12 protein-coding genes are annotated in these 15,877 nt (G+C 43.7%); 7 read left to right on the forward strand and 5 right to left on the reverse strand.

The genetic code is table 11. From position 1 onward, the window contains the following. The first annotated feature begins 255 nt into the window (after window positions 1-255). The gene (locus B3S92_RS06720; protein ID WP_296204133.1) at window positions 256-834 is read left to right on the forward strand and encodes an isochorismatase family protein; all 579 of its coding nucleotides are present in this window, start codon (window positions 256-258) and stop codon (window positions 832-834) included. Window positions 835-1,062: 228 nt separating this feature from the next. Beyond that, window positions 1,063-1,680: an HD domain-containing protein gene (locus B3S92_RS06725; protein ID WP_296204138.1), complete on the forward strand. Its 618-nt coding sequence runs from the start codon at window positions 1,063-1,065 to the stop codon at window positions 1,678-1,680. 91 nt (window positions 1,681-1,771) lie between these two features. Here B3S92_RS06725 and asd read toward each other — a convergent pair whose 3' ends face one another. Then, window positions 1,772-2,659, reverse strand: a complete 888-nt coding sequence (gene asd, locus B3S92_RS06730) for an archaetidylserine decarboxylase (RefSeq protein ID WP_296204141.1) — start codon at window positions 2,657-2,659, stop codon at window positions 1,772-1,774. A gap of 182 nt (window positions 2,660-2,841) precedes the next feature. Here asd and dtd point away from each other — a divergent pair, with 182 nt between their 5' ends. The 3 genes from dtd to phoR all read left to right on the forward strand — a co-directional run bounded on the left by dtd (window position 2,842) and on the right by phoR (window position 5,828). Then, a complete protein-coding gene (dtd, locus tag B3S92_RS06735) occupies window positions 2,842-3,282 on the forward strand; it encodes a D-aminoacyl-tRNA deacylase (protein ID WP_296204143.1) in 441 nt (146 codons plus the stop codon). A gap of 247 nt (window positions 3,283-3,529) precedes the next feature. Further along, complete coding sequence (gene phoB / locus B3S92_RS06740; RefSeq protein WP_296204146.1) at window positions 3,530-4,231, forward strand: phosphate regulon transcriptional regulator PhoB; 702 nt, start codon at window positions 3,530-3,532, stop codon at window positions 4,229-4,231. A 142-nt stretch (window positions 4,232-4,373) separates the two neighbouring features. Continuing rightward, on the forward strand, window positions 4,374-5,828 hold the full coding sequence (gene phoR, locus B3S92_RS06745; RefSeq protein WP_296204148.1) for a phosphate regulon sensor histidine kinase PhoR: 1,455 nt from the start codon (window positions 4,374-4,376) through the stop codon (window positions 5,826-5,828). A 174-nt stretch (window positions 5,829-6,002) separates the two neighbouring features. Here the strand turns inward: phoR and B3S92_RS06750 are convergent, their stop codons facing one another. Then, window positions 6,003-6,485: an FKBP-type peptidyl-prolyl cis-trans isomerase gene (locus B3S92_RS06750; RefSeq protein ID WP_077450632.1), complete on the reverse strand. Its 483-nt coding sequence runs from the start codon at window positions 6,483-6,485 to the stop codon at window positions 6,003-6,005. A 637-nt stretch (window positions 6,486-7,122) separates the two neighbouring features. Here B3S92_RS06750 and B3S92_RS06755 point away from each other — a divergent pair. Both B3S92_RS06755 and B3S92_RS06760 read left to right on the forward strand, forming a co-directional pair. Next, window positions 7,123-9,093 carry a M61 family metallopeptidase gene (locus B3S92_RS06755; RefSeq protein WP_296204152.1) on the forward strand — a complete coding sequence of 657 codons (1,971 nt, stop codon included), beginning with the start codon at window positions 7,123-7,125 and terminating at the stop codon, window positions 9,091-9,093. Window positions 9,094-9,168: 75 nt separating this feature from the next. Continuing rightward, window positions 9,169-10,092, forward strand: coding sequence for a DMT family transporter (locus B3S92_RS06760; protein ID WP_296204155.1), 924 nt, complete (start codon window positions 9,169-9,171; stop codon window positions 10,090-10,092). On the opposite strand, the gene B3S92_RS06765 is transcribed toward B3S92_RS06760, so the two are convergent. The 3 genes from B3S92_RS06765 to B3S92_RS06775 all read right to left on the reverse strand — a co-directional run bounded on the left by B3S92_RS06765 (window position 10,089) and on the right by B3S92_RS06775 (window position 15,566). Next, entirely contained in the window at window positions 10,089-10,694 is a 606-nt protein-coding gene (locus B3S92_RS06765; protein ID WP_296204157.1) for a pseudouridine synthase, read from the reverse strand. The two genes, B3S92_RS06760 and B3S92_RS06765, sit on opposite strands and share 4 nt — an antisense overlap. A gap of 147 nt (window positions 10,695-10,841) precedes the next feature. Beyond that, window positions 10,842-13,064 carry an NADP-dependent isocitrate dehydrogenase gene (locus B3S92_RS06770; RefSeq protein WP_296204159.1) on the reverse strand — a complete coding sequence of 741 codons (2,223 nt, stop codon included), beginning with the start codon at window positions 13,062-13,064 and terminating at the stop codon, window positions 10,842-10,844. A gap of 282 nt (window positions 13,065-13,346) precedes the next feature. Continuing rightward, window positions 13,347-15,566, reverse strand: coding sequence for an NADP-dependent isocitrate dehydrogenase (locus tag B3S92_RS06775; RefSeq protein WP_296204162.1), 2,220 nt, complete (start codon window positions 15,564-15,566; stop codon window positions 13,347-13,349). Between the last annotated feature and the right edge of the window lie 311 nt (window positions 15,567-15,877).

The following is a 15,877-nucleotide window of genomic DNA, read 5'->3' on the forward strand; positions in this document are numbered from 1 at the left end:
CCTTAACTGACTGGCATTAGGGTAGTGGACAGCTTTTATAGCTTAAATAGGGTTCGAGTAAAGGTGCTGATTAGTAAGGCCGGTAATTATGGTCATATGGGCTATTATGAACGTCAGATTACCATTGTTGGAATTGCCGATAGTTAATAAAGTTTAAAATTACCACAAGTGTTCACCAAAGGGTTTGACCCCGTGAGGGTTATATGACTTAATAGGGGTAGGTATTTTTGTCCTCAACGACACAAGGAGTGTGTTATGTCAAAGACTATCACTACGGATAGAACCTACCGTATCATGCGTGAAAATACTCAGGCAATGCTCATTGATGTGCAAGAGAAGCTTGCTCCGCACATCTATCGCCAAGAGGAGATTGTTAACAAGACACTGACTTTAGTTCAAGGTCTGCAGATACTCGGTGTGCCTATTGTGCTGAACGAGCAATACAAAAAGGGGCTGGGCGAGACGCTGCCAGAGATCATGGAAGTACTGGATACCTCAAAAGCCAAGATTATTGAAAAGGTCACCTTTAGTGCTTGTGACAATGATGAAACCTGGAACTATCTAGCGCAGCAAAACCGTATTTCAGTACTGGTGTTTGGGATGGAAACTCATGTCTGTGTGATGCAAACTGTGCTAGACCTACTTGATAATGGCATGCAGCCCGTGGTGATTGCCGATGCCACAGGTTCTCGCGATGCTTATGACCGTCGCCAAGCCATTCGCCGTATGCGTAGAGCAGGCGCTGTGATAACCACTACTGAGGCGATATTGTTTGAGTTGTGCCGCTCGAGTAAGGATCCGGTGTTTAAAGCCATTAGCCAGTTAATTAAATAGCTTATACTTATAGAGCTCATTGAATAATTGAAACAGACCTGAAAGCTTTAATCCCTATTTAGTTAAATAATCCGTGATAAAGTCAGCTGGCTTGGTCACGGATTTTTTTATGCCTGTAACTTAGATGCCTAAGAGATTCAGACCCCTAGGTCAGCAGTGTCGCCTTGTATAAGCCCTTATATTGCATTAGCCTATAGCAATACTTTCTACCAAGACACAAGGTTTTCCATGTCATTACCCACCGCAAAAAATAAAGCTGATAAACCGCTGAACATGACCGAAATTACCGAATTTTTATTAGAGCTAGATGCGTTAAAGCGGGTTAACCGGCGCAGTTATGTTACTCAGGCTAATCGGCTAGAGAACTCGGCGGAACATTCTTGGCATTTGGCAATGGCCTGCTGGTCTATCGCAGAGTTGTTTCAACTTGACGTTAATCATGAAAAGCTTTTGAAGTTGGCTTTAGTACATGATTTAGGTGAGATTGATGCCGGCGATACTTTTTTGTATGACAGCAGTCGCAGCGAGGCACATATTGAGGAGCGGGAGGGGATTGTGCGTTTGCAGGCCCACAGTGGTAATGGCATTGATAATTTGCTTGACGTCTGGGATGAGCAAGAGACCGGCAGCAGTCCTGAAACCCAATTGTTAAAGGCCATTGATCGCTTGTTGCCCTTCTTATTGAACATAAATACTGGGGGTAAAACTTGGAGCAATCACGGGGTTAAGCGCTCACAGGTCGCTGGTATGCATGCTTTTATTGCCGACAGTTTTCCAGTTATCCATGAGTGGATAGAGAAACAGATTGATTATGCCACTGAGCAGGGCTGGCTAATTGATGCCTGATGCAGGGCAATAAGTACAAACATTATTAAAAAAATAAAGGTGCACGAGGGGCACCTTTAAAATAATAAAAAATTATACGGATATCAGTAGGTTAAGCTTGATTAGCCACACCCAAAAGCTGACCCATTTGCACCACAGAGCCATGCTCCATGTCTTGTGACCACTCAACACCCGCAGACTTTGGCATTACCACAATGGCGGTTGAGCCCAAGTAAAAACGGCCTAATTCATCGCCTTTTTTCAAGCTAAGGTTGTGCTCTAAGGTTTGGATGCTGTCAGTGCGGTCAATTTTGCCAGTAGCGACGGTCTCAATGCCGGCCACAATCATAGCGCCCACTAAGACCACAGCGGCACGGCCATACTCAGTCTCAAAAATACAGACTAAACGCTCATTACGGGCAAATAAATCGGGGACATTCTGCGCCGTGACATTATTCACCGAGAATAAGGTACCAGGCACATAGCGGGTCTCAACCAAAGTGCCATCGAATGGCATGTGAACTCTATGGTAGTTACTTGGCGCTAAGTAAACTGTGGCAAAGCTGCCGCCTTCATAATAGTTACCGTCTTGGTTATTGGTATCAGCCAACAAGTGACTAACCGCATAATCACGGCCTTTGGCTTGTAGTATTTGGCCTTGCTCAATATAACCGATTTGTGAAATCATACCGTCAGCGGGTGAAACAATACCTTGTTCAGTGCTGTCGATAGGACGAGCTTCTTCGGCTAATTCTCGGGTAAAAAAGTCGTTAAAGCTTTTGAAGTCTGCTAGATTTTGTCTGGCATACTCTTCTAAGGTAATGCCATAAGCTTTAGCGAAGGTACTAACGAATGCTTTTTTGACAATGGGGTTTTGACTGGCTGCCAGACGGCCTGCAACCTCACTAATTTTTTGTTGAGGAACTAAGTGTTGGGCTGCGGTAAATAGACCGTCACGAGTGAGTAACTGTTGAGCTTTTTGTTTTAATGAGTTTTTCATTATATTTTTCATAAGGAGTATCATCGTAAGCTGTGGAAATAGAAGGTAGAAATCGTAAACTTAAAAAGAACTAAAAATAAACTTTAATAGATAGCTAGTTTATCATAAACCGTATTAAACCACGTTAACAGTAACAGCCTAGTAGTGAGATAGTGGTATAAAGAAGGTATTGAGGTATTAATATGAAGGCTTTAATTCAGAGGGTAAGTGCCGCCAGTGTGACGGTTGATGGTCAGATTGTGGGCGAGATTGAGCAAGGCATCTTGGCTTATATTGGTTTGGGTCCTGAAGATAATATTGAGACCGCCAAAAAGATGGTCGATAAAATATTGACCTATCGTATTTTTGATAATGAAGCAGGCAAGCTGGATAAAAATGTGCAGCAAGTAGAAGGTGGGTTGCTGTTGGTTTCCCAGTTTACGTTAATGGCCAAAACTGACAAGGGTCGTCGCCCAGATTTTGGGGGCGCAATGGCACCAGCGCAGGCCAGTGAGCTATTTGAGCAGATGGTAGCTTATGCCAAACAGCAATACTCAAAAGTAGAGACCGGTGAGTTTGGGGCTAATATGCTAGTCAAAGCAGACAACGATGGCCCGCTAAATTTTATTTTAGAAATAGATTAATATTCATATTAAAGCCTGTCATTTAGGTCACTGCCATTTATTAGGGTTATTTGATACAGTTTAGGGCTAAGTTATTGACTTTAATACTGACTTAATCTAATAAGTTACTTATTTGTCATCTAATTGTCATAATTATAGGCTGTAATATAACGGTCATAATTTTATGAGCCAAATTACCAGATATTGAAACTTTATTAGCAATAACAGGCTCAGTATCAGAGATGTAAACTATAGGACAATAAATAAGATGAATACAGAAACCATATTGGTTGTAGAGGATGAACCCGCTATCCGTGAAATGATAGTTACCACGTTAGAGATGGCAGGATTTGAATGTCTGCAGGCTGAAGATGTTAATGAGGCGCATAACCAAGTGGTTGATCATCGACCTGCTTTGATTTTATTAGACTGGATGTTACCAGGCAACCAGTCAGGGATAGACTTATGTCGTCGCCTTAAAAAAGATGAGATGCTGTCAGAACTCCCCATTATTATGCTTACCGCAAGAGGCGAGGAGGATAATAAAGTACAAGGGTTGGATGCCGGCGCCGATGACTATATTACTAAGCCATTTTCTACCCGTGAGCTGATATCGAGAATCAAGGCGGTCCTTCGTCGTAGTAATGCTTTATCAGGGGATAAGCCTATTGAAGCACAAGGGTTAAGTCTAGACCCTGTGAGCCAGCGTCTATCAGCGGATGGTACACCGGTTGAAATAGGACCCACTGAATATCGTTTGTTGGCCTTTTTTATGAGCCATCCAGAGCGCGCCTATACGCGGACCCAATTACTAGATCAGGTATGGGGCGGTAATGTGTATGTAGAAGATCGGACCATTGATGTTCACATTCGACGCTTACGTAAGGTGCTCGAGCCTTATGACTATGCTAAGTTTATCCAAACGGTGCGGGGTACCGGCTATCGTTTCTCGACCCAGGTGAATGGGTAAGTGGCTCTTTGATCCATACGCTATGATTCTTTAGTCAAAATTTTTGGCTTTATAATGGGTGCTACCATAAGGGCCAAATGTAGAGGGTGTTAAGGGCCGTACTGCTAACTATGTTGTTATTTATCAATGAACTGAGAGTGTCATGAGCCCTTCTAACAGACAGCCTGCCACCAGTAGCGAGAGTCCTCGGTCGGCTTTGCTATGGTCAGATTTGAAATGGTTGGTGACCTTAACTCTATTGGGCACCATCCTTGGCCATTATTTCCTCAACTCAGTGCCTTGGGGCATTATAGTGGCGTTGTTGCTCTATAACCTCTGGCGGCTATATGCGGTGCAACAATTCTATGGCTGGATGACCAAGTCTTTAACTTTACCGCCTCCTGAGCTGTCTGGCAGCCTGACCTTCATGGCCAATAAGCTCTATGAGAGTAAAAAACAAGAACAAATGACCCATCAGAAAATGATGGGACTGATCAAAAAAATCCGGAGTTCATTGTTGGCCTTGCAGGATGCCGTTATCTTGCTTGATAAAGAGGACAGTTTAGAGTGGTGGAACCAGGCTGCGGAAACTTTGTTAGATTTGCGCTCAGAGGATCAGGGTCGAAGTATTTTGGATCTGATTAATCTCCCTGAGTTTACCAACTATTATGTGGACGCTGTCTCTCCAAATGACGGGGTGCGTATGCGCTCTTGGCGAGATTATGAAAGGTTTTTGCAATGTGAGGTGACCCATTTTGGTAATGAAAAGCTACTTATTATTTATGATGTGACCCGCCTGCAGCATTTAGAGCAGATGCGCAAAGACTTCGTGGGCAATGTGTCCCATGAGCTGCGTACCCCATTAACCGTATTGATGGGGTATATTGAGACCTTCTCTGACCAGCCAGACCTAGATCCTAAATGGCAACGTGGCTTTAGTTTAATGACCCAGCAGACCCAGCGAATGAATCATATTATTAATGATTTATTGCTGCTGTCCCGTCTCGAAAACGAAGAATCTATTAATATTGAACGGGTCGATATGCCTAAGCTGATGACCAGTATCTTCGATGATGCTCAAGCCTATAACCGAGATTATGGGCACCTCATTGACTTGCATATCGATTCTCAGCTAGACGTCTATGGCTCCTACGGTTACCTTAATAGTGCTTTATTAAACTTGGTCACCAATGCCATAAAATATACGCCTAAAGGCGGAGTGGTCAAAATTACTTGGCAAGAAGTGAGAGAGGGGTGTTTGTTTTCAGTACAAGACAATGGTATTGGCATTGCGCCTGAGCATCTTGAGCGTTTGACTGAGCGCTTTTATAGAGTCGATAGTGGGCGTAGTAGAAGCACTGGTGGCACCGGCCTAGGACTGGCTATTGTAAAGCATGTACTGTATCAACATGGCGCTAAATTGAAAGTCGAATCTCAGGAGGGCAAGGGCTCTACTTTTAGCGTATTCTTCCCAGCCCGTTGTGTCTATCGAGAAAAGGCAGAGAACACAAAGAAGAAAGGGAGGCAAAAGGTTACCCATAATACGGATTCTATTGACGACGCCATTGACACTGAACCGCCGCTACTTTTAGAAGCGCCTAACAAATCAGCCGAGTAGCGATCAAGGTATTATCTAAAACTAGCAAAATATTATCTAAAACTATCTTAATTACTAACCTATCCAATTAGATTGCGCCCATAAAAAAAGAGCCGTTCACTGAGTGAAGGGCTCTTTTCCGTTGATATCATGATATCAATCCAAAGATATCAAGTTAACTGTGGTGAGCAGTTCTTAGTGTTGTACACCACCTACGCCATGAACGTGGCCATGGTTTAGTTCGTCTTCAGTAGCGGCACGTACTTCAACGATTTCTACGTCAAAGCTTAGTTTTTTACCTGCTAGTGGGTGGTTAGCGTCTACAGTTACTGTGTCATCATTAACGTCAGTAACGGTTACTAGCATAACTTGACCTTCGGCTTCAGACTGGAACTGCATACCAGGTTGAATGTTGTCAACGCCTTGGAAATTAGCGCGAGGTACTTGTTGTACGGCTTGCTCTTGGTATTCACCGTAAGCATCCGCTGGCTCGATAACCGCTGTTAATGAATCGCCAGCAGACTTGCCTTCTAGCTCTTTTTCAAGACCTGGGATGATGTTGTTATGACCATGTAGATAAGCTAGTGGCTCACCTTGTGACTGGTCGATAACGTTGCCACTTTCGTCTTTTAGAATATAGTTAAAGCGTACGGCAGTATCTTTTGCGATTGTTGTCATAAAATTTCCTCAAATAAATATAGGCGTTCTATATGTTCATAAATAATACAATAAAGAGGGTGCTTATAGCGGCGAAACACAAAGTTAACCATGCAAATATAAAACGAAACATGAAAGCCAACCTGTTATTTAGCCACACCTCTGCTAATTGCCTTGTCTAATAGATTGCGATGATAGACAAAAGTTTCAAGTCATGTTCTCAAATTAATTGCCAAATTGCTAAGTTTTTTACAAAAAATTAAGCTTTTTTAGGTCATAAAGCCAAAAAAAGAGGCTACTTGCTCCTTTTATAAGTCACTTTAGGCACTGTTTTTCATTCTATCTTTTTCGAAGATGGTGATAAATAGTCACAAGGTATTAAGCTAATCTAGTCCTTTGAGGTTGAAGTTTGGGCCAAAGCACCCGATTTAATACCTATCTAAGCTAAGGGACGAATATAATCTTAAGGGGCAAATATAGTGCCTTTTTTATATAACTATTCTTTTATTGTAGCGGAAGTATATTTAACTTCGATGAAAATTAAGCTTACTACTAACAAAAAAGTTAGACTAAGTAAGGATAATAAAGCCTTAATCCCTATGCTTTATCAAAGACAGTCCTCAATTTAAATTCATTATCATGGATATAAACACTAACTATGACCACTTTGCAGAGTATTCCCCAATCCTCATCTTCTAACAATGCCTCTCATTCAAGCGCTGATGCTGTTGATTACCACTTAGATTTTAGCCGTTTTAGACAGCACCTGGTTGATGTTACCTTGAGCTTTACTGCTGAGCAGGACTCGCCAGCCCTATGGTTACCGGCTTGGATACCCGGTAGCTATTTGATGCGTGAGTTTGCTCGCAATATTACTGCGGTACATTATCAGCGTGCCGACCAGGATGAACGCTCTATAGAAAACAGTTCTATAGAAGACAGCTCAAAAGATAACTATAGAGCAGCGAAGCTGAGTAAGAACGAGTGGCAACTTACTGAAGCCAAAGCAGGGGAGAAACTGCAGGTCATTTATGAGGTTTACTGTTATGACTTATCAGTGCGAACCGCTTACGTGGACCAGACCCGCCTTTATGGCAATTTTACTTCGCTAGCTTTGGCCGTTGAAGGATTAGAGCACAGCCCTGTCTCAGTGACATTAAGTGTACCTCAAGATTTTTATGAGCTTAATAACCCTAATAATACCGATAAAAAAGATAAGACAGTCAAAATAGCTTGCGGTTTAAAGCCCACTTATATCCACAGTGACAATACCCACTATTATCACTTGCAAGCTGAAAACTACCACGAGCTGATTGATTATCCGTTTGAGATTGCGCCACAGGATGAGTTCGACTTTATTGTTCAGGATCATAAGCATAATACCATTGCCCACCGCTTCTATATTTCAGGTAAGCACAGTGCCAATCTGGGCAGATTACAGCGCGATGTGCAACAAATTTGCCAGACCTTTGTCAATTGGTTAGACGATGCGCCTTTTGGTGGCAAAGATTATGACGGCTATACCTTTATGACCTATGCCAGTGGCAATGACTATGGCGGGCTTGAGCACATCAACTCAACCAGTCTGGTTACCCCGCGTACTGATCTACCCACAGCGGCAGAAGCTGATGAGCCTAGTGAGAGTTACCAACGCTTTTTAGGCTTGTGTAGCCATGAATACTTTCACTCATGGTGGGTAAAAACAGTCCGCCCTGATGTGATGATGAACGTTGATTTACGAAAGGAAGCCTATACGCCACTACTTTGGGTATTTGAGGGCTTTACCTCTTATATTGATGACTTTATGCTTCAGGCTTCCGGTGTGGTCAGTAAAGACAGCTACCTAAAGCTATTGCAATCTCAGATTAACCGCTATACCCAAACCCATGGCCGGGCGTTACAAAGTGTGGCTGAGTCCAGCTATGACGCTTGGATTAAGTTATACCGCGCTGATGAAAATACTGGTAATGCTGGCATCAGCTACTATAACAAAGGCGCTTTGGTGGCCCTATGTTTGGATTTGACCCTGATGCAGCAAAGCAATGGCCAATACCGTCTATTCGATGTGGTCAAAGCTTTCTATCAGCTGGCCAAAGAGCAGGGCGAGGCCGGCAATCGTATCCGTATTGGTATGGACAACGATAACTTAGAAGCGGTTATTAGCCAGTTTATGGACAAAGCGGTTTGGCAAGATTTCAAAGCTAAATATGTCGATGGCGTAGAAGAGCTGCCTATTTATGAGCTACTTGAGGCTAGTGGCATCAAGATTACTGAAGACAGTAAAGACAATACGCAAGCTTGGGGTATCAGCTTTAGTGAGAACAGCGAAGGCTTGCAAGTCACCAAAGTCTTACGAGATAGTGTGGCCAGTGAAGCGGGCATCTCAGCCAAAGATATGATTGTGGCGATCGATGGGATTAAGGCAACCAAAAAACAGCTACAAGGCGTGGCAAAATCAAATGTTGAGTCGGTAACCTGTCATGCTTTCCGCCGTGATGAGCTAATGATATTTGAGGTGGCAAACACAACTCAATCTGGCATTACTGCTAATCCTAGCCTAAAAAAAGTCAGTTTGAGTCTAGGTGCGTCCGGTTATGAGGATTGGTTAAGCCCAGGTTTTGTGAAATAGTCATCGCTTACTTTCAGTCTGTGTTATTAAATTATCATTAAACCCTCATTGCTCATTTTATTAGAAGCATAGTTTATGTCTTATCATCAGCCCTTACAGGGCGCCTTTTGGATGGTTGCAGCCGGTAGTATGTTTGCAATCATCAATACAACGTTACAATATTTAGGGATTAATTATGGTGTAAGTTCTGGGGCGGCAGTGCTACTACAATATGGTATTGCACTGCTGCTATTTTTGCCCCTAATGCGCACCGGCGCCATTCGTTCAGCAGTAACCTCAGACTTTCGATTGTTGCATGTGATACGGGTGGGTTTTTCAGTGATTGGTATCCAGCTTTGGACTTGGGCACTGGCTTATCCCGTGCCCATTTGGCAAGGTATTGCTTTACTTATGGTATCGCCTTTATTTGCGACTATCGGCTCAGGGCTTATATTGCGTGAGTCAGTAAGCATGGTGCGCTGGCTTGCAACCTTGGTTGGGTTTATAGGCGCTATGTTGGTACTACAGCCGTGGTCAGATGGGTTTATGTGGGCCAGTTTATTACCGGTAGCGGCGGCGTTCTTTTGGGCAAGTGCTTCTTTAATGACCAAGTTCACTGTAAGCCGTGATACCCCAACCACGCTTGTTTTTTATCTGCTAGTGTTGATGTTGCCCTTTAACTTAGTATTTGGTCTACCCAAGTTCGAGCTACCCAATGATTGGCAGGTTTGGGCGCTATTGGTAACTATCGGGGCACTCACCGCTTTTGCTCAATGGGCCATTGCTAAGGCCTATTCGGTAGCAGATGCGTCATTTGTGCAACCGTTTGATCATATCAAACTGCCGCTAAATGTCTTGGCCGGCTTTATTGTCTTTGGCTGGGTGCCACCAGGTATGCTGTGGCTAGGCTCGGCGTTAATTATAGCCTCTGTCATTTTTGTGACTCACTATGAGCGTCGTCAAAACCCGGTTGAAGTGCTATGGGAAGAGGCCCATCAGAAGGAGCAGATTCAGGGTTAATCAATGCCCAACTGCGCCAATCGGTTTTTATTTAAGTGGACTCGGACAAACTCTCCCACGCCTAAATCCCCCAGTTCAAAACCGGCAGCAGACCAACGGATCAGACGCAGACAAGGCAGTCCAACATGGGCGGTCATGCGTCTTACCTGTCGGTTTTTGCCCTCATAGATGGTCATCATCAGCCAAGAGTCCGGGACACTTTTTCGCTCGCGAATTGGAGGATCTCGCTGCCATAATGGCATAGGTAACTCGTCTTCGCTCACGTGCTGAACTTCAGCGGGCAAGGTTTTGCCATCTTTAAGCACAACGCCTTGGCGTAGCTGCTCTAACTGCTCTGCGGTTGGCTCACCTTCTACTTGAACCAAATAAGTCTTACCTTGCTTAAGACCAGCGTTGGCTTTGGGCGGATGAGTGATGGCTTTGTTGACCCGACCATCTGAGGTCAAAAGTAATAATCCCTCACTGGTGGCATCCAGACGACCTGCCACCCGCAGTGATTTATCACTAAAAAACTGTGATAAAGGGGCAAATTTATTATTGGCGTCATCGCTGAACTGGCTTTGTACACCATAAGGTTTGTTAAATAAAATAACTGAAGGCATAAGGGAGTTAATATCTTAAGGGTTGAGTATTAAAAGCGAATGGGACTATTCTATCATGAGCCAATGCTTAGAAAATAAAAGACACTCTAAAGCGGATAGCCTTAGGGTGCCTGAATTGTAGTAAAAGCTTAACAAGAAGTTAGCTGATTATAAAGCAGCCAGAGCTTCATTAAAGGTCTTGCTGGGGCGCATCACCTGCTTAACGATATTATCATCCATGAAGTAATAACCTTTTAAATCCACGGGCTTTCCTTGAACCGAATTAAGCTCTTCAATGATGGTCTGTTCCTGTTCGGCCAATGTTTTAGCAAAAGTAGCAAATCTTTGCTTAAGATCTTGGTCTTTATCCTGATTTGCCAGCTCTTGTGCCCAGTACAGGGTCAAGTAAAAATGGCTGCCTCGAGTATCCAACTCACCCACATTTCGTGAAGGGGATTTATTATTAAGTAGTAGTTTTTCCGTGGCTTCGCTTAAAGTGTCAGCTAAGATCTGAGCTTTCGGGTTGTGGTCACTGCCGTATTCTGCCTCGTGCTCTAAAGAAACCGTCAGTGCCAAAAACTCACCTAAAGAGTCCCAGCGTAGGTGGTTTTCTTGTAATACTTGCTGTACATGCTTGGGGGCAGAGCCGCCAGCGCCAGTTTCAAACAAGCCGCCGCCATTCATCAGCGGAACGATAGACAGCATTTTGGCACTGGTGCCCAGCTCAAGAATAGGGAATAAATCAGTGAGATAGTCGCGTAGAACGTTACCTGTCACCGATAGTGTATCTTTGCCAGCAACTAAACGCTCTAAGGTAAAGCGAGTCGCTTCACGAATAGACATGATATGGATTTCTAAGCCATCAGTATCATGATCTTTTAGATAACGCTCAACTTTTTCAATTAAGGCAGCATGGTGAGCTCGGTCTTTATCTAACCAAAAGACGGCCGGCATACCACTGGCTCGGGCGCGGGTCACCGCCAATTTTACCCAGTCTTGAATAGGGGCATCTTTAACGCGGTTCATACGCCAGATGTCTTTTTCTTTCACCGCATGTTCGGTAAGCACTTTGCCTTCCTCATTAATCACCTGAATTTTTCCTTTGCCAGGCATTTGGAAGGTGGTGTCATGCGAGCCATATTCTTCGGCTTTTTGTGCCATAAGCCCAATATTGGGCACAGTACCCATGGTGGCGGGATCAAAAGCGCCATGCTCTTTACAGAAGCGAATGGTCTCATCATAAAGGGCAGCATAGCTGCTGTCTGGGATGATGGCATTGACATCGTGTAGCTTGCCATCAGGGCCCCACATTTGACCCCCATTACGAATCATCGCTGGCATGGAGGCATCAACAATCACATCACTAGGTACGTGCAAGTTAGTAATGCCTTTGTCTGAATCGACCATAGCTAGGGGAGGGTTGGTCTCATAGACCTTTTGAATATCCGCCTCAATCTCTTTTCGTTGCTCTTCGGGCAGCTCTTGGATTTTCGATAGCAATTGGGCAAAGCCGTTATTAACGTCTACCCCAATCTTGTCAAAGGTTTCCCCATGCTTGGCGAACAAGTCTTTAAAATAAACCCGCACTGCCTCCCCAAAGATAATGGGGTCAGAGACTTTCATCATGGTGGCTTTTAAGTGAATGGAGAATAATAAATCTTTGTCTTTGGCGTCTTGAACTTGTTCTTGTAAGAAATTACTCAGCACATCAAAACAGAGGATTGAGGTGTCCATCAGCTCGCCTTGAAGTAAGGGCGCAGCGGATTTGAGCTCAGTCTCAGTACCTTTTTCGTCTGTATATACCACACGATATTGGGTGGGTTTATCGATAACGACCGACTTCTCATCATCAACGAAGTCGCAATGCGCCATAGTAGAAACGTGGGTCTTAGAGTCAGGACTCCAAGGTTTCATAGAATGGGGATTGGCACGGGCATAAGCTTTAACCGCTTTTGGCGCGCGGCGATCTGAGTTACCCTCACGTAGTACTGGGTTAACCGCACTGCCTTTGACTTTATCAAAGCGTGCTCGAATCTCTTGTTCTTTATCATTTTGCGGGTTGTCGGGAAAGTCTGGCACCGCGAAGCCTTTGTCTTGTAACTCTTTGATGGCGGCTTTTAACTGATGAATAGAGGCACTGATGTTGGGTAGTTTAATGATATTGGCTTCCGGCTTTAACACCAGCTCACCCAGTTCAGTAAGAGCATCCGGCACTTGCTGCTCTGGACTTAAGTAATCTGGGAAAAGAGCAAGGATACGTGCCGCTAGAGAGATATCACTGACTTCAACCTCTATTCCAGCAGTGTCGGTAAAAGCCTCAACAATAGGTAAAAAAGACTGAGTGGCTAGGGCAGGGGCTTCATCTGTTTTGGTATATATAATTTTTGACATGGTTATGGTAAGTCCTTTTTATTGTTTTCTGAATTAATAGGGGCTTGTTAGGGATAAATAAACTTTTATTTGTTGTTATCGGTAATGCTGTGATCAAGCTTAAGTTTAATGATACTAAACAGGGGTCTTAATAGTCAGTTTACAAATCGTATCTACCTCTAAAAGTTTGTGAGGGTATCGCTGAATTTAAGCCAAAAAAATACCCCAAGAGCGTACTCTTAGGGTATTTACTTACAGCTTTTTTTAAATCAAACCGTCAAGGATTACCTTAACTGGCCAGCATTAGATAGAGGCGATGGCGTCGTTGAAGGTTTTACTTGGACGCATGACGCTCTTAGCCACTTCGTCATCAGCGAAGTAGTAGCCTTTGATATCTACTGACTTGCCTTGAACCTCGTTCATTTCTTTAACGATGGTCTCTTCATTTTTGGCTAGAGTTTCAGCCACTGGTGCAAATTGTGCTTTTAACTCAGCATCTTCGTCTTGAGCAGCTAATTCTTGTGCCCAGTACATGGCCAGATAGAAATGGCTACCACGGTTGTCTAATTCACCAGTAGAGCGTGATGGTGACTTATCGTTATCAAGCAGCTTCTCAGTCGCTTTATCTAACGTTTCTGCCAATACTTTGGCTTTGGCATTGTCTTGAGTAGAGGCTAAGTGCTCTAAAGACGCAGTTAACGCTAAGAATTCACCCAGTGAATCCCAACGTAAGTGGTTTTCTTCTAGTAGCTGTTGTACATGCTTAGGCGCTGAACCACCCGCACCTGTTTCAAATAAACCGCCACCCTTCATTAGAGGTACTACTGACAACATCTTGGCACTGGTACCAAGCTCTAAAATTGGGAATAAGTCAGTTAGGTAGTCGCGTAGGATGTTACCTGTCGCAGAAATAGTATCAAGACCGCGAGCCACACGCTCTAAGGTGTAGCGCATTGCACGAACTTGTGACATGATTTCGATGCGTAGACCTTCAGTATCATGGTCTTTCAAGTAAGTTTTAACTTTCTTGATTAATTCGTTTTCATGCGGACGGTATGGGTCTAACCAGAATACTACTGGTGTGTCTGATTCACGAGCACGGCGAACGGCTAATTTCACCCAGTCTTGGATAGGCTCATCTTTCACCTGACACATACGCCAGATATCACCTTTCTCGACCGCTTGCTCCATTAGAACTTCGCCAGTCTCAACGTCTACAATACGAGCAATACCTGAATCGCTTGATTCAAAGGTCTTATCGTGTGAGCCGTATTCTTCGGCTTTTTGGGCCATTAGACCTACGTTAGGGACAGTACCCATAGTGGTTGGGTCAAAGTTACCATGCCACTTACAGAAGTTAATCATCTCTTGGTAGATACGAGCGAAAGTTGACTCAGGCATAACTGCTTTACAGTCATACATCTTGCCATCAGCACCCCACATCTTACCGCCATTACGGATCATAGCAGGCATTGAAGCGTCTACAATAACGTCACTTGGTGAGTGGAAGTTTGTGATGCCTTTTGAAGAATCAACCATGGCCAGACGAGGACGATGCTCCTGACAAGCATGTAGGTCTTGCTCAATCTCTTCACGTTTTGAGGCAGGTAGGTCTTTAATCTTGTCATACAGATCAGCCATACCGTTATTTACGTTAATGCCAAGCTCATCAAATAGCTTGCCATGTTTCTCAAACGCGTCTTTATAATAAATGCGAACTGCGTGACCGAATACGATAGGGTGAGATACCTTCATCATCGTCGCTTTTACGTGCAATGAGAATAAGATACCGGCATCGCGGCAGTCTTCCATTTCACGCTCATAGAACTCAAGCAATGCTTTTTTGCTCATGAACATCAAATCGATGACTTCTTTGTCTTTCAAAGGAATTTCTGGCTTCAATACTTTGGTTGAGCCGTCTTCTAACAAAAGCTCCATACGTACGGTACGGGCTTTGTCTAGTGTCATTGATTGCTCGCCACTGTAGAAGTCGCCGCCATGCATGTGAGATACGTGAGTGCTTGACCACTGTTTCCACTCGCCCATTGAATGAGGGTGTTTGCGGGCATAGTTTTTAACTGCTTTTGGCGCACGGCGGTCTGAGTTACCTTCACGCAATACTGGGTTAACCGCACTACCTAAAGCCTTACCATAGCGCTTACGAAGCTCATGCTCTTCTTCAGTTTGTGGGTCTTCTGGGAAATCAGGAAGGGCGTAGCCTTTGCTTTGCAGCTCTTTGATGGCTGCTTTCAGCTGTTGTACAGAAGCACTGATGTTAGGCAGCTTAATGATGTTAGTGTTAGGGTCTTGAGTCAAACGACCTAGCTCCGCTAAGTTGTCTGGAACACGCTGATCTTCTGTTAAATAGTCAGGAAATTCTGCCAAAACACGAGCAGCAACTGAGATGTCACTGGTCTCGACAGTAATATCTGCTGTCTTAGTAAAAGCTTCAACAATAGGCAAGAATGATAGGGTTGCTAGTGCTGGGGCTTCGTCGGTTTTTGTATAAATGATTTTTGACATTATAGTAATCGGTCCCTTTAGTTCGTAGATAATAAAAAAACTTCGACTTGAATAAAACTAATCTATAGGTGCAATGCAAAAGAGAACTGAAAAAAGCTTATAAACTTTATATAAGCTTATAAACAGTGAGATGGCCCAAGAGTAATAAAATTTGAGACTGGGCCTAACCCATGAACCTAGCTGATGTAACTAAGTTAATTTATCTCTGTGAATGTTTAATGAACAACTGTGGCGAGTATTATAGCGAATCCACTATAAAATCGAAACAATGTCAATCTCGTATAATGAACTAAGTATACAATTTTAATGCA

The organism is Psychrobacter sp. UBA3962, from assembly GCF_002385225.1.
Taxonomy (GTDB): Bacteria; Pseudomonadota; Gammaproteobacteria; order Pseudomonadales; family Moraxellaceae; genus Psychrobacter.